The sequence below is a fragment of the Candidatus Pelagibacter bacterium nBUS_49 genome (assembly GCF_051200925.1).
GTDB lineage: Bacteria > Pseudomonadota > Alphaproteobacteria > Pelagibacterales > Pelagibacteraceae > Pelagibacter.
In genome coordinates, this window is sequence record NZ_CP172837.1 from 294,233 (window position 1) to 315,179 (window position 20,947).

General features: G+C 31.8%; 21 protein-coding genes. 14 read left to right on the forward strand and 7 right to left on the reverse strand.

Annotated features, from left to right (window positions below; genetic code table 11):
* The first annotated feature begins 30 nt into the window (after positions 1-30).
* The gene (locus tag ACIJYF_RS01570) at positions 31-918 is read left to right on the forward strand and encodes a 3-keto-5-aminohexanoate cleavage protein (protein WP_435117157.1); all 888 of its coding nucleotides are present in this window, start codon (positions 31-33) and stop codon (positions 916-918) included.
* Positions 918-1,859 (forward strand): 3-hydroxyacyl-CoA dehydrogenase NAD-binding domain-containing protein, encoded by a 942-nt coding sequence (locus tag ACIJYF_RS01575; protein WP_435117159.1) that lies wholly within the window; start codon positions 918-920, stop codon positions 1,857-1,859. Before ACIJYF_RS01570 ends, ACIJYF_RS01575 begins: the two co-directional genes overlap by 1 nt.
* Position 1,860: 1 nt before the next feature.
* On the opposite strand, the gene ACIJYF_RS01580 is transcribed toward ACIJYF_RS01575, so the two are convergent.
* The 4 genes from ACIJYF_RS01580 to ACIJYF_RS01595 form a co-directional block, all read right to left on the reverse strand.
* Positions 1,861-2,649, reverse strand: coding sequence for an SDR family oxidoreductase (locus tag ACIJYF_RS01580; protein WP_435117161.1), 789 nt, complete (start codon positions 2,647-2,649; stop codon positions 1,861-1,863).
* A 3-nt stretch (positions 2,650-2,652) separates the two neighbouring features.
* Positions 2,653-3,678, reverse strand: a complete 1,026-nt coding sequence (locus ACIJYF_RS01585) for a quaternary amine ABC transporter ATP-binding protein (protein ID WP_435117163.1) — start codon at positions 3,676-3,678, stop codon at positions 2,653-2,655.
* The gene (locus tag ACIJYF_RS01590) at positions 3,678-4,529 is read right to left on the reverse strand and encodes an ABC transporter permease (protein ID WP_435117956.1); all 852 of its coding nucleotides are present in this window, start codon (positions 4,527-4,529) and stop codon (positions 3,678-3,680) included. The genes ACIJYF_RS01585 and ACIJYF_RS01590 overlap by 1 nt, the downstream gene beginning before the upstream one ends.
* A 236-nt stretch (positions 4,530-4,765) precedes the next feature.
* Positions 4,766-5,782, reverse strand: a complete 1,017-nt coding sequence (locus tag ACIJYF_RS01595; RefSeq protein WP_435117165.1) for a glycine betaine ABC transporter substrate-binding protein — start codon at positions 5,780-5,782, stop codon at positions 4,766-4,768.
* Between the two features lie 131 nt (positions 5,783-5,913).
* Between ACIJYF_RS01595 and ACIJYF_RS01600 the strand changes: the two genes are divergently transcribed.
* The 8 genes from ACIJYF_RS01600 (at position 5,914) to ACIJYF_RS01635 (ending at position 13,792) form a co-directional block, all read left to right on the forward strand.
* Positions 5,914-7,041: a TauD/TfdA family dioxygenase gene (locus ACIJYF_RS01600; RefSeq protein WP_435117167.1), complete on the forward strand. Its 1,128-nt coding sequence runs from the start codon at positions 5,914-5,916 to the stop codon at positions 7,039-7,041.
* A 138-nt stretch (positions 7,042-7,179) separates the two neighbouring features.
* Positions 7,180-8,487 carry an extracellular solute-binding protein gene (locus ACIJYF_RS01605; RefSeq protein WP_435117169.1) on the forward strand — a complete coding sequence of 436 codons (1,308 nt, stop codon included), beginning with the start codon at positions 7,180-7,182 and terminating at the stop codon, positions 8,485-8,487.
* A 52-nt stretch (positions 8,488-8,539) separates the two neighbouring features.
* Entirely contained in the window at positions 8,540-9,418 is an 879-nt protein-coding gene (locus tag ACIJYF_RS01610; protein ID WP_435117171.1) for an ABC transporter permease subunit, read from the forward strand.
* Positions 9,418-10,239, forward strand: a complete 822-nt coding sequence (locus ACIJYF_RS01615) for a carbohydrate ABC transporter permease (protein WP_435117173.1) — start codon at positions 9,418-9,420, stop codon at positions 10,237-10,239. Before ACIJYF_RS01610 ends, ACIJYF_RS01615 begins: the two co-directional genes overlap by 1 nt.
* A gap of 2 nt (positions 10,240-10,241) precedes the next feature.
* Positions 10,242-11,087 (forward strand): ABC transporter permease subunit, encoded by an 846-nt coding sequence (locus ACIJYF_RS01620; RefSeq protein ID WP_435117958.1) that lies wholly within the window; start codon positions 10,242-10,244, stop codon positions 11,085-11,087.
* A complete protein-coding gene (locus ACIJYF_RS01625) occupies positions 11,088-12,140 on the forward strand; it encodes an ABC transporter ATP-binding protein (protein ID WP_435117175.1) in 1,053 nt (350 codons plus the stop codon).
* A gap of 2 nt (positions 12,141-12,142) precedes the next feature.
* Positions 12,143-13,066 carry a glycerophosphodiester phosphodiesterase family protein gene (locus tag ACIJYF_RS01630; RefSeq protein ID WP_435117177.1) on the forward strand — a complete coding sequence of 308 codons (924 nt, stop codon included), beginning with the start codon at positions 12,143-12,145 and terminating at the stop codon, positions 13,064-13,066.
* 9 nt (positions 13,067-13,075) lie between these two features.
* Positions 13,076-13,792, forward strand: a complete 717-nt coding sequence (locus ACIJYF_RS01635; RefSeq protein WP_435117179.1) for a DUF1868 domain-containing protein — start codon at positions 13,076-13,078, stop codon at positions 13,790-13,792.
* On the opposite strand, the gene ACIJYF_RS01640 is transcribed toward ACIJYF_RS01635, so the two are convergent.
* Genes ACIJYF_RS01640 through ACIJYF_RS01650 form a run of 3 tightly spaced genes read right to left on the reverse strand, consistent with a single transcriptional unit; the run spans position 13,776 to position 16,552 of the window.
* Positions 13,776-14,153, reverse strand: a complete 378-nt coding sequence (locus ACIJYF_RS01640; protein WP_435117181.1) for a VOC family protein — start codon at positions 14,151-14,153, stop codon at positions 13,776-13,778. The two genes, ACIJYF_RS01635 and ACIJYF_RS01640, sit on opposite strands and share 17 nt — an antisense overlap.
* A gap of 3 nt (positions 14,154-14,156) precedes the next feature.
* The gene (locus ACIJYF_RS01645; protein WP_435117183.1) at positions 14,157-15,587 is read right to left on the reverse strand and encodes an aldehyde dehydrogenase family protein; all 1,431 of its coding nucleotides are present in this window, start codon (positions 15,585-15,587) and stop codon (positions 14,157-14,159) included.
* A 23-nt stretch (positions 15,588-15,610) separates the two neighbouring features.
* Positions 15,611-16,552 carry an NAD(P)-dependent oxidoreductase gene (locus ACIJYF_RS01650; protein WP_435117186.1) on the reverse strand — a complete coding sequence of 314 codons (942 nt, stop codon included), beginning with the start codon at positions 16,550-16,552 and terminating at the stop codon, positions 15,611-15,613.
* A gap of 60 nt (positions 16,553-16,612) precedes the next feature.
* Between ACIJYF_RS01650 and ACIJYF_RS01655 the strand changes: the two genes are divergently transcribed.
* From ACIJYF_RS01655 to ACIJYF_RS01670, 4 genes are all read left to right on the forward strand, one after another.
* On the forward strand, positions 16,613-17,356 hold the full coding sequence (locus tag ACIJYF_RS01655) for a maleate cis-trans isomerase family protein (RefSeq protein ID WP_435117188.1): 744 nt from the start codon (positions 16,613-16,615) through the stop codon (positions 17,354-17,356).
* A gap of 4 nt (positions 17,357-17,360) precedes the next feature.
* On the forward strand, positions 17,361-18,527 hold the full coding sequence (locus tag ACIJYF_RS01660) for a M24 family metallopeptidase (RefSeq protein WP_435117190.1): 1,167 nt from the start codon (positions 17,361-17,363) through the stop codon (positions 18,525-18,527).
* Positions 18,528-18,566: 39 nt separating this feature from the next.
* Entirely contained in the window at positions 18,567-19,652 is a 1,086-nt protein-coding gene (locus ACIJYF_RS01665; RefSeq protein ID WP_435117192.1) for an ABC transporter ATP-binding protein, read from the forward strand.
* A gap of 126 nt (positions 19,653-19,778) precedes the next feature.
* Positions 19,779-20,900, forward strand: a complete 1,122-nt coding sequence (locus ACIJYF_RS01670) for an extracellular solute-binding protein (protein ID WP_435117194.1) — start codon at positions 19,779-19,781, stop codon at positions 20,898-20,900.
* Positions 20,901-20,947 lie beyond the last annotated feature (47 nt).

The window sequence follows — 20,947 nt, forward strand, 5'->3', positions numbered from 1 at the left end:
CTAAATTAAACTATATTTAAATTATAATTTATGAGCAATAAGGTTTTTATATCATGTGCAGTAACTGGGTCAGGTGATACTGCTAGCAAACATCCTAATTTACCAAAAACTCCAGAACAAATAGCAACCGCTTCAATTGAAGCTGCAAAAGCAGGTGCTGCAATAGCACATATCCATGTTCGAGAAGAAGATGGTACTCCCAGTAGAAGGTTAGAATTATACAAGGAAGTTGTTGATAGAGTTCGATCAAGTGACACTGATGTTATTTTAAATTTAACAACAGGTATGGGAGGTGATCTAGATATAGGTCAGGGTGATAACCCGTTAGATTTTGGACCAATGACTGATATGACAAATGTTATGGAAAGAATTGCAAATGCTGAACAGTTTCTGCCAGAAATTTGTACTCTTGATGCTGGAACTTTAAACTTTGGGGACGGCTCAACAATAACAGTGAATACTCCAAATGACTTGAGAAAAGCTGCAAAAAAATTAAAAGAAATTGGAGTTAAGCCAGAAATTGAAGCTTTTGATTTAGGCAATATGTGGTTTGGAGCTCAGTTATATAAAGAAGGATTATTGAGTGATCCGCCAATGTTTCAAATGTGTTTGGGAATACCTTGGGGAGCGCCTGCAACTACTTTAGCAATGCAGGCAATGAAAGATATAATGCCAGAAGAAGGTGTGTGGTCTGGCTTCGCTATCTCAAAAAATGAAATGCCATTTGTTGCTCAAACAGTTTTAATGGGAGGAAATCCTAGAGTTGGATTAGAAGATAATTTATATCTATCAAAAGGCAAGCTGGCTACTAATGCCCAATTAGTTGAAAAAGCAATAAGAATTATTGATGAAATTGGTTACACACCAATGACACCTGCAGAAACTAGAGAAAAGTTAAAACTTGTTAAACACAAGTAATGTCTCAAATTAAAAAAATTGCAGTTGTTGGAACTGGAGTAATTGGGGCAGGTTGGATCATCAGATGTTTGGCACACAATAAAATTGTTCATGCTTTTGATAAAGATATTAAATTAAAAAAAAATTTAATAGCTGAGATTAAAAGAACCTGGCCGTATGTAAAAAAACTTTTTAATAAAAAAAAAATTAATCTTAAAAATTTTAAATATTTTACCTCTATTGAAGAAGCATTAAAAGATGCGGACTTAATTCAAGAGTGTGCAAGTGAAAATTATGTTTTAAAAACTAGGTTAATGAGCACCATTGGAAAATATGCTAAACCAAATGCAATTATTTCATCAAGTTCATCAGGATTATTGCCAACAAGAATTTATTCTAAATGTAAAAACCCTAAAAGAGCGATGATTGGACACCCTTTTAATCCAGTTTATTTATTGCCTGCTGTTGAAATTGTTCCAGGAAAAAAAACTTCAAAAAAATTTTTAGAAAAAGCAAAAAAATTTTATGAGTCAATATCAATGAATCCAATAATGATAAGGCATGAGTTGCCTGGTTATTTATCAGACAGATTACAAGAAGCTTTATGGAGAGAAGGGCTTCACATTATTAATGAAGGTCATGCAACTACAGAGGAATTAGATAGAGCAATTGAAGATGGTCCAGGATTAAGATGGTCGTTAATGGGAACCTTTCTAACTTTTCATTTAGCTGGAGGAAAAGCTGGAATGAGACATATGTTAGAACAGTTTGGACCTGCTTTAAAACTTCCATGGACAAAATTAAAAGCTCCAACTTTGTCTAATAAATTAATTGATAGATTGGTTCAGGGAACAAAAAAACAATCTAAAGGTAAATCAGTTAGTAAAATTTCAAATATTAGAGATGAATATTTAGTTGAATTGCAAAAGTTAAGAAAGAAATACGAAAAAAAATTAAGATAGATTAATCATTTCTCTCAGTATGACCATCAACAGAAATCACCTGACCTGATACTTTACTTGAGTCATCTGAAATTAGAAAAGAACACATCTTTCCAATGTCTTCTTCCAATATCCATTTTTTCATTGAACTCATTGAAACAAAATCTTTTTCAATTACTTTTGTTGAAACTTTAGTAAATTTTGCCTTATCTTTTATAACTCTTTTCATTCTGTCTCCCTTAATTGTTCCAGGACATACAGCATTAACTCTAATATTAAATTTACCAAGTTCCATGGCTAAGGTTTTTGTAACTCCAATAATTGCCCATTTACTTGCCGCATAAGGAGATCGAAGTGGAAAACCAAGTATGCCAGCAGTCGATGAAATATTGATTATTGAACCGTTTTTAGATTTTTTAAGTAAAGGGATAGTTTTTTTTGTAAAATAAAAATGGCTGTTCACATCCACATGTAAAGTATTTTCCCAGTCTTTGGACTTAAGTTTTTCAAGTGATCCAGTTGGTCCCGCAATACCTACATTATTAATTAAAGCATCAATCTTTTTAGTTTTCTTTTTAATTTTTTCAAAGAAATCTGAAACTTGATATTCATTGGATGCATCACAAAGGTATGCAAATAATCTTTTATTCCTTAAAGAGTGTTTATTTAACTTATTGATAGATTTACTATCAATATCACAAAGATAAACCGTTGCTCCTCTTGCAAGACAAACTTTTGCTGTTGCTAAACCTATTCCTGATGCTCCTGCAGATATAATGATTTTTTTATTTTTTAATGATTGGTTAACCATTAATTATGATTTTGTTAATGATGACTGTAATTCTTTATTAGTTATATAACCTGTTACGTTTCCACTTTTATCAACTACTTCACAATTAGCATTGGTACAAACTATTTGAGGTAAAAATTCTTCTATAAATTGATCTTCATTAACTTTAACTAAATTTGATTTATCAATACCGTTTGTTTCATTAGCTTTTGTCATAATGATTTTCGCTTTAATTACTTTTGCTCTATTAACGTCTTTAACAAAAGCTTTTACATAATCATCTGCAGGGTTCATGATAATGTCAACTGGAGTCCCAACTTGAACTAATTTTCCTGCATTTAAAATTCCAATGTGATCACCTAATCTTAAGGACTCATCAAGATCATGAGTAATAAATACAATTGTTTTTTTTAATTCTGACTGAAGATCTATTAATTGTTTTTGCATATCACTTCTAATAAGTGGATCTAATGCACTAAATGCTTCATCCATTAACATGATTTCAGAGTTAGTAGCCAATGCTCTTGCTAAACCAACACGTTGTTGCATACCACCAGATAATTGGTTTGGAAATTGGTTTTCAAAACCATTAAGGCCAACAGCCTCAATTTTTTCCATAGCTACTTTATCTCTTTCCTCTTCAGATTTTCCCTGCATCTCAAGACCGTACCCAACGTTTTGCATTACTGTTTTGTGAGGAAATAAACCAAATCTCTGAAACACCATACTAATATGGTTTCTTCTCCAGTTTAATAACTCCTCGGGATTACAATTTATAATATTTTCACCATCAATTAAAATTTCTCCAGCTGTAGGATCGATCAATCTATTTATATGTCTTATCAATGTAGATTTTCCTGAACCTGATAAACCCATACAAACAAAAGTTTCTCCTTCTTCAATATTTAAAGAAACGTTATCTAAACCAACTGTGTGGCCAGTTTGTTCAAGTACCTCATCTTTTGTAGATCCATTTTTAACCATATCCATTACTGAGTCTGGATCATTGCCAAAAATTTTATAGATATTATTTATTTCTATTTTTGACATTATTTTTTAACCTTTTTAACAGGAGCATTTCTCTCCTGAAGAGTTTCACCATAAGATTGAGTAATTCTGTCTAAAACTATTGCTAACAATACAATTGCAATACCAGCCTCTGCTGCTCGACCAACGTTTAATTGTTGTAGACCAAGAAGAACTTCATCTCCTAGACCTCTAGTTCCAATCATCGATGCAATTACCACCATGGATAAAGCCATCATTGTACATTGGTTAATTCCTTGCATTATATTTGGAAGAGCTAATGGGATTTGAACACCCCATAATTTTTGTTTTTTACTTGCGCCAAAAGCATCCGCTGCTTCTGTTACTTCACTATCAACTAATCTAATTCCTAAGTCTGTTAATCTAACTAACGGTGGTACTGCATAGATAAAAGTTGCAATAATTGCAGGCACAGCACCTAAACCAAATAACATAATTCCTGGTATCAAATATACAAAAGCAGGAATGGTCTGCATTAAATCTAGTATTGGAAGGATTTTCTCTCTTACTCTATTAGCTCTAGACATCCAAATTCCAATGGGAACACCTATTACAAGACACAAGAAAATACTGATTAACATTATAGATGTTGTTTCAATTGCTTTGTCCCAGAATCTTGGATGCAAAAATCCTATAAAAAATGTGCAGAAGCCAACTGCAACAGTTGTTTTGATCTTTTTCCCACTAGCAAAATAGGCAAGTATTACAACGCCTATAATTACTAAAGGCCAAGGGGCTTGAACTAAAAAGTTTTTAAGGCCCATTAACATAGCAAGTAAAACATTATTTATTGCTTCAAATATAAAACCAAAGTTCTCATTTAGAGCTTTGAACCATTTATTGATCCATTTCATTAAAGGTAAATCTAACCATTTTGGCCAATCACTTAACCAAGAAAAATCATTTAATAACTCACCAACTGACTCAGGTTTTCTTTTTGATGAGCTGTAACTTGCTATTAATAACCATACAAAAATACCTAAGAGACTTAGGTTAAATAAATTTTTTTTATCTTTAAACATATATGATTATTATTATTTATAGAAAGAGCCCAGTAAAGGGCTCTTTCAAATTATTTTATTTTATCAGATTACAAAGCAGCTGTAACTTTTGAAGCTACATCTGCAGGTACCCAACTTTTCCACATTGCTTGAGTTTTTAAGAACTCTTTAGCAGTTAACTCCATGTCACCATCAGATTCGTCTTCGTAGAAGGCTAACATTGTATTAACTACTGCTGTAGGAATAGTATACTTTTCTAAGAAAGCTGTTTCTGCTGGATTAGCTTTTGCCCAATCAGTTAAAACAGACTTTGTTAAAGCCATATCTCTATATTCACATGCACAAGATTTAGTATATGCATCTGGACCATCTGCTTTGATTTTTTCAACAACTGCAGACATGTTATTCCAGCAATCTGAATCAAACTTAGGTTCTGTTAATCTAACAAGATCAACTTTGCCCATTAAACCAGTAGGTGCCCAGTAATATGTAAAGATAGGTTTTTTCTTAGCAAAAGCACCAGCGATAGCAGCATCTAATGCGCCACCAGAACCTGGGTCAAAGTTTGTATAGAAAGCATCTAGACCATACTCTTTTTGTTTTACTAAGTTTACTGTGTAACAAGTCCAACCAGAAATACAGCTTGTCATTCTACCTTTAGAAGGATTTTCTGGATCTTTAAATAGCGCAGCTATTTTAGGATCTTTCATATCCATTACTGACTTTAAATTGTATTTATCAGCTGTAGCTTTATCTACATAAAAAGCTTGCTGAGAGTTTGGAGTGTTCACACCAATATTTTTGATAGTACCAGCTTTTTCGTGAGGCTCGTAGTTTGCAATGATATTATCGTACCAAACTTCAGTGATTACATCTAACTGCTTATCATAGTGAGCAGCCATGATAGGAGTTGTGCTTCCTTTAGTTACTGAAACTTCACATCCATATCCTTTTTCAAGAATAAAAGACGCAATAGCAGTATGAATATTTGCACTACTCCAGTCGAAATCCCCCAGTCTTGCCTTACAGTCACCTGCATTAGCAGAAGTTGCTAACAAAAATGACCCAAAGAAAGCTGCAGAAATTAATTTTTTAAAAAACTTCATTAAATTATCTCCTTAAGGTTAAGTTTTAATAGATAGATTTAATAATGAATGAGACTAAAAAACAAGAGCTGAATTTAGAGTACAACTATAAATTGAATTGAAATATATACTCTTTTATGTAAAGATTAAAAGTGAGTTCAATTTCTAAATTAGAGAAAAATTCTAATTACCTTAAAGTCATTTGGGACGATGGCGAAGAAAGTAAATTCAATTATTTATGGCTGAGAGACAACTGTCCAACCGCTCATGACAAAGACTCGCGTCATAGAATGTTTAATATTTTGAATGTTTCAACTAACATTAATCCAAAAAATTATAATATTGGAGCAAACGGTAGTTTAGAAATAGAATGGACTGAAGGAGACCACAAAAGTTCATATGACCCTTCATGGCTTAGAGAAAATTGTTATACATTAAAAAATAAAACTAAATATGTATCTCCTTATAAGCTTTGGGATAATTCATTACAAAATGATTTAAAATCAATTGAAATAGATCATGATGAAATAATAGATACAGAGAGTGGACTAGTTAAATGGCTAGAACTTTTACATTATACAGGAATTGCAATTGTTAAAAATGCACCAGTAGAAAAAAATTCAGCTTTTAAAGTTCTAAATAGAATAAGTCATACTAGAGAAACTTTTTTTAAAACCCCATTTGAAGTAATAAATATTCCAAAACCAAATAATTCAGCCTATACAGCTCATGCATTAAGAAATCATATGGATCTTCCTTGGTTTGAAAATCCACCAGGATATCAATTTTTACATTGTTTAGTTAATTCTGCAAAAGGGGGAGACTCATCAGCTGTAGATGCTTTTGCTGTGGCAGAATATTTAAAAAAAAATGAAAAAGAAACTTTTGATATTTTGGTAAATACTCCATTAAAATTTAGGGACAAAGACTATACTCAAGAAGCAGTTAGAAGTGTTTATGGAACCGCAGTTTCACTTACCAAAGATGGAGATTATAATGACATTCGATACAGTATAGCAACTTTAGATGCACTAGACTGTCATCCAGATATAATGGACTCGGTTTATAGAGCGCATCATCGTTTTGGTAATTTATTGCATGATGCTAAATTTCAAATTAATTTTAGATTAGAGCCAGGTGATATATTCTCATTTAACAATAGAAGACTTCTTCATGGTCGAACTGAATTTGATCCAAATTCAGGTCATAGACATCTGCAAGGCTATTATATGGATCGAGATGAAATTATTGGAAGACTAAAATACCTAAAACAAATTTAAACCTGAAGTAGAAATTTTTTTTACTTTATTAAACATCACCAAAAAAAATTAATTTATTTGTAACAATACTTTAATATTTTTTATATGTTCCATTTATAAATTTATAATTTAATTAAATTTAATTAACGGAGGAAAATAATGAAAAAGATACTAAGTATTTTAACAATACTATTTACATTTTCTTTTACATCTCACAGTTACTCAAAAACTGAAATTCACTGGTGGTATGGAAACAGTGGTTTTCTAGGTGATGTGATTATAGAAATTGCAAATAGATTTAATGCTTCTCAAAACGATTACACTGTCATTCCGACAGGTAAAGGAAGTTATGAGGATAACATGGCTGCAACAATTGCGGCTTTTAGAGCTGGAGATCAACCGCATTATTCACAAGTTTATGATGCTGGAGCTGCAATCATGGTAGCACAAGTAAAAAATGGTGTTGTGATTGGTTTCGAAGAGATGGCTGAGAAATATGGAATTAAAGTAGACGCAGATAACTACATTCCAGGAATTAAAAATTTCTATGCTGACTCTGATGGAAAAATGATTGGTGTTCCTTTTAATAGTTCAACTTGTTTGATGTATGCAAACATGGACATATTAAAAAAAGTAGGAATTGAATCGGTTCCAAAAACTTATGAAGAATTTGAGGCTATGGCTCCTAAAATTAAAGCTGCTGGATACATTCCTTTAGTTCAAAGTCACTTTCCTTGGATTTGGACAGAAAATTTCTTTTCAAGACATAACCTGTTAATGACTGATGGAAACAATGGTTACGATGCTGTTCCAACAAAAACTTTATTTGCCGAAACAGATGCATTCGTAATGCACTGGAAAAAAGTTAAAGAATGGTATGAAAGTGGTTTATATGGTTACAAAGGAAGAGCATGGGGGGATAACCAAGCTCCTTTTATAGCTGGTGAAGCTGCTTTCTGGTTTGGTTCTGCCGCATCATTTGGTGGAATGAAAGGTGTTGTACCTAACTTCTCAGTAAATCATATTCCTTATTGGGATTCTGTTACTAAAGGGAAAGAGTACCCAACATTTATTGGTGGTGCTGCTAACTGGATCTTAGATGGTCATACAGAAGAAGAATATAAAGGACTTGCTAAGTTCATTGAATTTATGGGTTCTCCAGAAATGGATCTGTATTACCACAACATGACTGGTTATTCTGCAGTGACTAAAGGTGGTATAGAGTTAGCTGAGACTATTAACTTTTATAGAACTTCTCCTTACCATAAAGCTGTTGGTGAACAATTAAGCTTAGAAGGTTCGACTATTCCTGGTGGATATAGAGCTGGTAACTGGCCACAAATTCGTGAAGTAATTTATGAAAATGTTGAGCCAATGTTAAACGGTAAGATCTCTATTGAAAAAGGTCTTAAGAACATGGACAAGGGCGCAGCGAAATTGTTAAAACAATTTGCAAAAACTCTTTAAAAAATAATATTAATGAGGAGGATATTAAAGTATCCTCCTCATTTTTATATGTATGAAAAAAGTTCAATTTAAATCTAATTATTCTCAATATCTTTTCTTAGCGCCTCAGCTAGGAATTTTATTAATATTTTTATATTGGCCAATAATACAAACTTTTAGAGATGCATTTACTATTCAAGATGCATTTGGAATCAGTACCCAGTTTGCAGGTATTGATAATTTTTTATTTATTTTTGATGACCCGGCCTATCTAACAGCTTTTAAGTTTACTATTATTTATAGCTTTGTTATCACACTTATAACAGGGGCAATTGGATTGTTGCTTGCTGTTCAAGCTAATAAAGTAATTCATGGTAAAAGTGCTTACAAAACTCTTTTAATTTGGCCTTATGCAATTGCACCAGCTGTAGTGGGTGTTATGGCAAATTATTTTTTTAGTGAAAGATTTGGACTTCTCTATCATTTGTTCAATGATATGTGGGGTTTCAACTGGTATGAAAGTGTCTATGATGCTTATATTTACGTAATTGTAGCTGGCTCTTGGAAACAAATCAGTGCTAATTTTATTTTTTTCTTAGCTGGCCTTCAAGCTATTCAAGTATCTGTAATTGAAGCGTCAATGATTGATTGCAAAAGTAGTTTTAGAAGGTTTTGGACAATTACATTTCCTTTGTTGATGCCCACTACATTTTTTTTAATTATAATTAATATTACTTATGCTTTTTTTGATACATTTGGAATTATTGATACTACAACAATAGGAGCTCCATCTGGGGAAACCAGAACTTTAGTTTATAAAGCTTACATGGATGGATTTAGGGGACTAGATTTAGGAAGTGCTGGTGCTCAATCAATAATGATGATGTTAATTGTTTTATTTATTACGATTTTTCAATTTAGGTATATTGAAGGAAAGATACATTACAATTAATGACTAGATTATTCACATCAAACTTATCACATATAATTTTATTCATCGGAATATCAATTATGGTAATTCCTGTATGGATGATTTTTGCTAGTTCAACCCACACAAGTTCTTTTATTAATACACACGGACTTCAGTTTTTTTTAGGCGATAGCTTTCAAGAAAATTACTTAAGGGTTTTGTTGTATAAAGGAGGTTTCTTTAAAGAAATAACTGCTTTAAAAATGTTTCTTAATAGCTTTATAATGGCAACAGGAGTAGCCATGTTATCAGTTGTTACCTCTCTTATGGCCGCATACGCTTTAGTCTATTATAGAACTAAATATGCAACATTTTTATTCTGGTTAATTTTTATTACTATTTTGGTCCCTCTGGAGTTAAGAATTTTTCCCACTTATTCAGTTATGGCTAAACTTAATCTGGTAAATTCTTATTTTGGATTAATTGTTCCTATTTCAGCTTCAGCTATAGCAACTTTATTTTTTAGACAATTTTATAGAACAGTTCCGGATGAATTACTTGAGTCAGCAAAATTAGATGGTGCAAGTACTTGGAGATTTTTTATTGATTTTTTAGTTCCATTATCAAGAACAATGATTGTTGCTATGTTTATTTTTATGTTTGTCTTTGGTTATAATCAATATCTATGGCCACTATTAGTTACATCCTCAGAACAGTATTGGACAGTAGTTATGGGATTAAAAATGATGTCAGGATCAATCGTACATCGTTTTGCTTTTGTAATTATGTCTATGGTTCCACCAATTGTAATTATAATTATTTTACAAAAACATTTTATTAAGGGAGTATTTCAAGATAAATGAAAATTAAACCACTTCAAATTTCAGCTCACATTATTCTGCTACTAGGTGTGTTATTGATGGTTGTTCCAATTTGGATATCTTTTGCTAGCTCGACTCACGATACAGTAACTATATTAACAGAAGGTATGCAATTTAATATTGGTGAACATTTTTCAAAAAATTACAATGAGGTTTTAAATGAAAAGGGTGGTTGGTCAGAGGAAGTTACTGCAGCAAAAATGTTCATTAATAGTTTTATAATGGCATTAGGGATAGCAACTCTTAAGGTGACTATTTCAGCAATGTCAGCCTACGCTCTAGTTTATTATAGGTTTAAATTAGCTGTACCTATTTTTTGGTTAATCTTTATTACTTTGCTCGTACCTTTAGAAGTGAGAATTTTTCCTACTTATAAAATTGTATCAGATTTAGGCCTAACCAATTCTTATACAGGTTTAATTCTTCCACTGGTCGCATCTGCAACTGCAACTTTTTTCTTTAGGCAATTTTATAGAACTATCCCAGATGAATTGCTTGAATCAGCAAAATTAGATGGTGCGAATAGTTGGAGATTTTTCATAGATTTCTTGGTTCCATTATCCAAAACCATGATTGCAGCTATGTTTATATTTATGTTTGTTTATGGATATAGTCAATATTTATGGCCATTAATTATGACGACTAGCGAAAAATATTGGACAGTTGTAATGGGAATGAAGATTATATTTACAGAGAGTTATGAAGGTGTTGCTCTACCAAGAACAGCAGAGAGATTTGCGTATATTATCTTATCAATGTTACCTCCGGTTTTAGTGGTAGTAATTTTACAAAAATGGTTCATAAAAGGATTAATTCAAACGGAAAAATAAATGAGTTTTTTAGAATTAAAAAATGTAACTAAAATTTATCCTAATGGAACTAAAGCAGTCCATGAAACTTCGCTAAGTATTGAAGACGGAGAATTTATGGTTTTTGTTGGTCCTAGCGGATGTGGTAAATCTACTTTACTAAGAATGGTAGCTGGTTTAGAGGAAATTACGGAGGGAGAAATTACGCTCGATGGAAATTTGATAAACGAGGTTGACCCATCTGAAAGAGATATTGCAATGGTATTTCAAAATTATGCTTTGTACCCACATATGAATGTTTACAACAACTTAGCTTATGGATTGAAGAATAGAGGGATTGATAAGAAAGATATTGAACAAAAAGTTAACGATGCAGCAAAACTTTTACAAATTTCAGATTATTTGGAGAGAAAACCATCAATGCTATCAGGTGGTCAAAGACAAAGAGTTGCGATGGGAAGAGCTATTGTAAGAAATCCAAAAATATTTTTATTTGATGAGCCTTTGTCAAACCTTGATGCAAAATTAAGAATTCAAATGAGACTTGAGATTAAAAAACTTCAACAAAAAGTAGGAGTAACAAGTATATTTGTTACTCATGATCAAACTGAAGCCATGACGCTAGCTGATAAGTTGGCTGTTATTAATAATGGAATAATAGAGCAACTTGCAACTCCAATTGAAATTTATAATAACCCAAAATCTTTATTTGTTGCTGGATTTATAGGATCTCCTCAAATGAATTTTATGGAAGGTGAATTAAAAAATAACACATTATCTGCTGAAGGTTTTGAAATTAAAAATATAAAAAGTGATTATAACGGGGATATTATACTTGGGATAAGACCTGAACATTTATCACAATCAGATAATGGATTAATAAATTTAAGTGTAGATATGGTTGAACAGTTAGGTTCAGATAATCTTGTCTATGGTCAATTAAAAGATAAAAAAGATTTTTGCTATAGATGCCCAGGCAATCTAACAATCAAAAAAGGTAGCAATCTCAGTCTTAATATTGATAATGGAAACTATTTTATTTTTGATAAAAGTAGCGGTAAACGAGTTAATTAAATTTGATTTTATCTAAACCAAACCATATTAAAATTTATGGTCACCGAGGAGCCAGAGGGGATCTTCCTGAAAATACTTTAGAGAGTTTTAAATATTTATTTGATAATAATATTAATGCTTATGAAACAGATATTTTAATTACTAAAGATCTTACACCCGTTATTACCCATGATTTTAGATTAGACCCTAGTTTTACCAAAGATGAAGATGGAAGTTGGATAAAGGATGAAAATATTAAAATTTTTGATTTAACTTATGAAGAAATTTTAAAATTTGATGTTGGTTCACTTAACAAGTTAACACGATATGGAAGAAGATTTGTTAATCAAAGAAGTTTAGAAAACCAAAAAATTCCTAAACTGTCTGAATTATTGGACCTATCTTCAAAAAATATATCAGAAAACTTATTAATAAATTTAGAAATTAAATCTACACCTGATGAAGAAAATCTGACACCAGATCCAGAGGATACGATAAAATTAGTTGTTAAAGAGATAAATAAATCAAATTTAAAAAATAAGATAATCGTTTCGTCATTTGATTGGAGAACATTGACTGAAATTAAAAATCATTACCCTGAAATTTCTAGAGCTTATTTAACCTATCAACAAAAGGCAGGAGTAAAAATTAAAAATACTATCTATGATAGATCTCCATGGATAAGTTACTTGCCATTTTTCGAAAATCATGAACTGCCAAAAATTATAAAATCACAAGGTGGAGAAGCATGGCATCCATACCATAAAGACATTACAAAAAAACTAGTAGACATTTCTCATCAAGAAGATTTGCCAGTAAATGTATGGACAGTAAATAAAGAGTACGACATGTTAAAAATGGTTGAGTATGGTGTTGATGGTATCATGACAGATTATCCATTAAGGCTAAAAGAAGTTTGCGAGAAGGAAAATATAAACTGGTTCTAATTTACTTTAATGGATTCAAACATAATTAATGATGAAGAAAAATTTTTAGCAGGAAAACTTGAAGGATACACTTTAAAAGATGGGGAAAATAAATTTGATGACAAAGGAAATCCTTTACCACATCCAGGATGTACAATAATTTGCAACATTCCTCTCAATACCCATTTATCTGACCAGATAATCAGTTTTCAAAAAAATATAGAAAAATTTAATCCTAACAAAACTTATTTTTATTTACCTTCATCTAGTTTTCATATGACGTTATTTGATTGCTGTAATTTAAATACAAAAAACACCAAATATTGGCCAATAGATATAGATCCTGATATGGATTATAAAAATATAGCTATTGAATTAAACAAAAGAATTCAGAATTATATTTTTCCAGAGGAATTGAATCTTAAACTTAAAATGTTTTTTGGGGGTTACAGTATTGTTTTAGAACCATTTTCTGAAAAAGATGAAAAAATTTTAAGAAATTGTAGAGATGAATTAAGCAGTCTTTTAAAAATTAAATTTGAAAATCATCAAAGATATACTTTTCATATTACTTTGGCTTATATTTTGAGAAAACTTAATAAAAATGAAATAAAAAGTTTAATTGAATTTAATAAAAAATTATCTTTCGACTTTAGTAAAAAATTTCCAAAGATTACTCTTACAAAACCTGAAATGTGTACTTTTGAAGATATGCTTGAATTTAAAAATATTAATCAGATATTTTAGTAAATGCACAAATTTTATTTCCATCAAGATCTCGAAAATAACAATAATAATCTCCTGATCTAATTCCAGGCGCTCCTTCATCTTTTCCACCCAGTTTTATTCCAGTATTATAAAAATTATTCACTAAATCTTTTGAGTTAACTAAAAAAGATATTTGGGTCCCATTTCCAAAATTTGCTTTTTCATTATTGACTGGATTAGTGACATAGAATTCAACTTCAGCAGGTTTTTCTTTGGATGCAAAACCTGCATATTTTTCATTTGTTACAACTCTTTGTATTTCAATTGTATTAAGCAGTATGTCGTAAAATCTAATTGCTTTATCAAGATTGTTAGTTCCAACCATAACAAAGCCGATCATGAATTATTTCCAGCCTGTTATCGTTTTTATTTCAAGATACTCTTCAAGACCCCATACTCCACCTTCACGACCATTTCCAGATTGTCTATATCCACCAAATGGAGTTCCAGCATCTGCTGCGTTACCATTGATATACACACATCCTGATCTTAATTTTTGTGCAACTCGGTGAGCTTTTACTTTGTCTTCAGTTTGTAAGTAGTTTCCTAAACCATAAGATGTATCATTAACAATATTTATAGCCTCTTCTTCCGTATTAAATGGAATAATTGATAATACTGGACCAAAGATTTCTTCTTTAGCTATTCTCATTTCATTTGTAACGTTAGTAAATATTGTGGGTTTTATAAAATAACCTTTATTCAAACCATTAGGTAACTCAGGTCCGCCAGCAGCTAATGTTGCTCCCTCTGAAATTCCACTTTCAATTAAACTTATAATTTTATCATATTGGGTTTTTGAAATTACAGGACCTATGTGATCTCCCTTTTTAGAGGCTTGATCCACTTGAATTTTATTTGCCTCATCCACAGCATCTTCAACAGCTCTTTCATAAATTGATTTTTCAACCAACATTCTTGTTGGAGCATCACAAGATTGACCAGAGTTACTCATCACATTTCGAATTCCATCTCTTACTGCATCTTTATAGCTATCAGCAAAAACAATATTTCCTCCTTTGCCACCTAGCTCAAGACATACTCTTTTAATTGTATCTGCTGCATTTTTTGAAATTAATCTTCCAGCCCTTGTGGAGCCTGTAAATGAAACCATATCAATATCAGGATGACTAGAAATATGTGATCCAACACCAACTCCATCTCCATTAACTAAGTTAAATACACCTTTTGGAAAGCCTGCTTCATCAATCATTTCAGCAAACAACATGCCTGATATTGGAGAGATTTCTGAAGGTTTTAAAATCATAGTGCAGCCAGTAGCAAATGCAGGTATCACTTTAAGAGCTATTTGATTGATAGGCCAGTTCCATGGAGTAATTAATCCACATACTCCAATAGGCTCATAGTAAATATGATTGTTTGATTTTTCATCAAAGTGTTCATCAAACTTAAATTCTTTTAATCTTAATATAAAATCTTCTAAGTGAGTTTGACCTGATGCAGTTTGAACATCTCTAGACCAATCCATAGGTGCTCCCATCTCTAATGAAATAGCCTCTGCCATTTCTCCAGATCTTTTTTTATAAATTGAAAGTAATTTTTCTAAATATTCTGTTCGTTGTTCTTTGGTAGTTTCTTTCCAGCTTTCAAAAGCAGTTTTTGCTGCTTCAACTGCAAGATCAATATCTTTATTTGAACCTAAAGAAATAATTGCAAACGGATCCTCATTACAAGGATTGATAACTTCGCAATCATTTTTTTTATATGGGTTTACCCATTCGCCATTGATATAAAATTTTTTTTTATCTAACATATTATTTTAACTTACCATAATAATTATATTTCATATCCTTTTTCTTCGGGCTCATTGTCAGTAAGTTCTTCTGGAAATCCATTTGCTCTAAAATCTATATTATTAAAATCTTCCATTCTTTTAACAATCATTGAAGACCAAGCTCTTGACCCATATTTTTTTTGACCATCTTTAAAAATTTCTACAACTTTTGGAGAAATTTCTAAAGGAGCACCTAATTTTTTTGCAAGGTCATCAAATAAACCTGTATCCTTTAAAACTAAATCCATAGTAAAATTTATATTATAAGAACCATTTAATATAACCTGACTTTCTGTTTCATGAACAAAAGAGTTTCCTGATGAAACTGCAATCCCTTTATAAGCTTTTGCAAGATCTAAATTTGATTTTTTAGCAACCGTCCATGCTTCACCAAGAGCAATTAAATGAACAGAAGCTAAATAGTTAGTAATAACTTTTAAAACTGTTGCACTACCAAGTTCACCAGTGTGCAAAATTTTTCTACCCATTACTGTTAATGCAGGTAAAATTCTATCAAATGCTTTTCTTTCACCACCCACAAATATTGCAATATTACCAGTTGCAGCTCTATGACATCCTCCACTGACAGGCCCATCTAAAGGGATAGCTTTTTTTTCAATTATTTTTTTGCTAATTCTTTTAATCTCAGCTTCATCTGTTGTGCTCATCTCTAGCCAAATTTTATTCTCAGACAATCCACTAATAATACCATCCTCTGCCTCCATTACCTCAGCACAAATTTTAGTAGAGGGTAAGCAAGTGATAATTAAATCAACTTGTTCAGCAAGTTCTTTTGCAGAATTTGAAACTTTTGCTCCTAAATCTTTAAATGATTGAGTAAGATTTTTATCCAAATCTCTAACTGTTAAATCAAAGTTATTTCTTAACAAACTTCCTGCTAGCTTACCTCCAACATTACCTAAGCCAATAAAACCAACCTTCATTAATGTCTCCTTAATTTTGATGAATATTTAGTTGCCAATGTTATATTTGTTTTAAAAATTATGCACTCTGTAAAAATTGAACCAAAATATGTTGAACTTTCAAATCCAAGAGTGGGATTAATTGCATTAGCAACAGATTTTAGAATAGAAAAAGACTTTATAAGTGTCATCAAAGATCAAAATATAGATTTTTTTGTTAATAGAATTCATTGCTATTTTCCTTTGACAAGTGAAAATTTAATTAAAATGTCAGGCACAGTCACCGAGATATCAGAAGATATTTTGCCAAATGAAAAATTAGATTGTGTTGTTTATGGATGCACTTCAGGAACTATTGCTGCTGGGTATGAAAATATTAAAAAGAAAATTAATTTAGCAAAACCTGAGGCTGAAGTTACTACTCCAAGTACAGCAGCAATTAATGCATTAAAAAAAATGAATTTAAAAAAAATTGCTATCTTTACTCCGTATTCAAAAGTTTTAAACGATGAAGTGATTGACTATTTTAAAAGTGAAAATTTTGAAGTTTCTTCAAATGCTTATTTTGATATTTTAAGTGATTTAGATATTGGTAAAGTAGATGAAGATTATCTTTATGAAACTTTGTCAAAGATGGATTTAGGAGACGCAGATGCTCTCTTTATCTCTTGCACAGCTTTACCAGCGCTTTCCATCATTGATAAGCTTGAAAAAAAATTAAACAAAGTGGTTCTTTCAAGTAATCAAGTTTTAATTTGGGACACATTGCAATCAATTGGAAAAAAAAATTCAATTGAAGGTTTTGGAAAATTATTTAAGAATTAGGAATATGGATTTTACAAAAGAAGAATATCAACGAAGATTAAAAAAAGTTCAAAAGATGATGCAAGAAAAAGGCATCGAACTATTAATTTCACATGATACAAATAATTTAAATTATTTAACTGGTTATGATGCTTGGTCCTTTTATTATGCTCAATGTGCAATTGTTCACGTTAATGCTGAGGAGCCATTATGCTTTGTAAGAGCACAAGACTCAGGTGGAGCTTACATTAAAACATATTTAAAAGACGAAAATATTATTGTTTATGATGAAAATTATATTCACACATGGCCAAAACATCCTTACGATTATCTAGTTGAAATAATAAAAGATAGAAAGTGGGATAAGCTTTCTATTGGTGTTGAAATGGATGCCCATTATTACACAGCTTTTTGTCATGAAAAGATTAAGCAAGGTTTACCAAATGCCAAAGTTATAGATAGCGATAGACTTGTTAACTGGGCAAGATTAGTAAAATCTGATGCTGAAATTGGATATATGAAATCTGCAGCTTTAATTTCTCAAAAAGCAATGAAAACAGCATTAGATGTTATAAACCCAGGAGTACGACAGTGTGATGCAGTAGGCGAAATTCAAAAATCACTTTTTTATGGAACAGAAGAATTTGGGGGTGAGTATGCTAGTATTGCAACTTTACTTCCAACTGGAAAAGGAACTTCAGCTTCACATTTAACTGCAACACAAGATAAATTTGTAGAAGGAGAAGCAACTATTATCGAATTATCTGGAGTTTATAAAAGATATCATGCTCCTATGGCCAGAACAGTATTACTAGGTAAACCTGATCAACTAAAAATTGACACTATGAAAAAAACTATAGAGGCTCTAGAAACTGGTATTAGTGCTGTAAAACCTGGAAATACGGCAGATGATGTTGCTCAAGCTTTTTGGAAAATATTAGACAAATATGGTATCGATAAAAAATCAAGAACTGGTTATTCAATTGGGATTGGCTATCCACCTGACTGGGGCGAACACACACTTAATATATATAAAGGGGATATGACAGTATTAGAGCCTAATGTTTGTTTTCACATGATTGCAGTGATGCAATTTGGAGATTGGGGTGTTGAAGCATCAGAAGCTATTAGAGTTACAGAGACTGGCAGTGAATTATTTTGCAATATGAGCAAAGAATTACATATTAAATAAATTACTTGATTATCAATCTAACAAATGTTTTAAAGTAGCATGGGTAATGATCACTTTGTAAGATTCGAGAATGTAGATAAAAGTTACGACGGCAAACAACTTGTTGTTAAAGGTTTAGATCTAGACATTGCAGAAGGTGAGTTTGTTACAATGCTTGGACCTTCTGGTTCTGGTAAAACAACATGCTTGATGATGTTAGCTGGATTTGAAACTCCAACTAATGGACAAATTTATTTAGATAATAAAGTAATCTCAGATATCCCTCCTCATAAAAGAGGAATTGGAATGGTATTTCAAAATTATGCTTTGTTTCCTCATATGACTGTTTATGAAAACTTAGCGTTTCCATTAAGAGTGAGAAAAATTCCAAAAGATGAGGCAGATAAAAAAGTTGATAGAGCATTATCGATGGTATCTCTTCAAGGTTTTGAAGCTAGAATGCCAATGCAGTTATCAGGTGGACAACAACAAAGGGTAGCAGTAGCAAGATCATTAGTATTTGATCCCCAATTAGTTTTAATGGATGAGCCTTTAGGCGCTCTGGACAAAAATTTAAGAGAGAGTATGCAGTATGAAATTAAACATATTCATGAAAGTATTGGTGTAACAGTTGTGTATGTTACGCATGATCAAACTGAAGCTTTGACGATGTCTAACAGAATTGCAGTTTTCAATGATGGAAAGGTTCAGCAACTTTCAAGTCCGGATGAATTATATGAAAGACCCGTTAATTCTTTTGTTGCAGAGTTCATCGGAGAGAATAATACCTTTGCAGGCGAAGTATCAGATGTTTCAGGTGATAAATGTAAAGTGAAATTAAATTCAGGAACTGAAATTTTAGCAAATCCTATTGTTGCTAAATCAAAAGGAGAAAAAACTACAGTATCTTTAAGACCTGAAAGAGCATTGATTGATCCAGATACTAAGATGGATAATAATCACAAGGGTAAGATTGAAGAAGTAATATATCACGGTGATCACACAAGGTTAAGAGTAGACTTATTAGGCAATAAAGATTTTATTTTAAAAGTTCCTAATAGTTCAAACAGAATGGATATTAAAGAAGGTAAAGAAATTAATATCGGTTGGAATAGTGTTGATTGTAGAGCTCTAGATCCCAAATAATCTTTAAAAATTATTCATAATAAAAGTAAGACAAATTAACCTTAATCAGCTGTTGACTAAGCTATTCTATATTGTTTTAGTAACACTTTATAAAATAAAAACGTTAACGTTAAACTAGGAGAATAAATGAAAAAAATAAGTAAATTATTACTTGCTCTTTCTTTTGTACTTTCTGTAACAACTTCAGCATTTGCAGTTACTGTAGTGTCTTGGGGTGGAGCTTACACAGAGTCACAAAAATTGGGTTACGGTGATCCTACAGCAGCGAAACTTGGAATACCTGTAAACTGGGTAGACTACACTGGTGGATTATCAGAAATTAAAGCTCAAAAAGAAGCTGGAAAAATAACTTGGGACATTATCGATGTGTACGCTAAAGATACTATCGTTGGATGTGACGAAGGTATTTTCCATGAATTCGATTTTGACAAAGACTTTGCACCTGCTCCAGATGGAACACCTGCAAGTCAAGACTTCTTTACAAGCATGCCTTCAAAATGTGCAGTTGGAAACATTCTGTACTCTTGGAACTACGCTTACAATGATGCAACAATTGGTGATAAAAAACCAAGCACATTGAAAGACTTTTTTAACACTAAAAAGTTCCCTGGTAAGAGAGCTCTTTACAAAGGTGCAATGTCTAACTTAGAAATTGCTATCACTGCAGACGGCGTAAACCCTGGTAAAGGTTCTGACTTAACTTACAGAAAACTTGATGCTGATGGTGGAATTGATAGAGCTATGAACAAACTTAAAGCTTTATGTGAAGATCCAAATGGCGGATGTGTATTCTGGAATGCTGGAGCTCAACCACCAGAACTACTTGCTAATGGTGAAGTAGTAATGGCTACTGGTTGGAATGGTAGATTCTTTAATGCGCAAATGGAAGGAACTCCACTTGTACAAGTATGGGATGGACAAATTCTTGACTATGAATACTTTGCATTAGTTAAAGACGGTCCAGGTTATGCTGACGGTTCAGCTATGAAAGTACTTAGAGAAATGACTAGCTCAGAAGGTTTAGCTGGAAGTGCTAAGTACATTGCATACGCGCCTTGGAGAAAATCTTCAATCGCAGTTATGGAAGCTGGAGAGCCTTGGTTTAAAGATGGTAAGACAAATATGGTACCACATATGCCAACAGCACCTGCTAACACAAAAAGATACATCCTTATGAACCCTGAGTTTTGGGCAGATAACCAAGACGAAATTGGTGAAAAATGGGAAGCTATGAAAGCTGGTCTATAATTTAGTTTTATAGAATAGTTTTTTATACTATATTAAAGGGGCAGTTA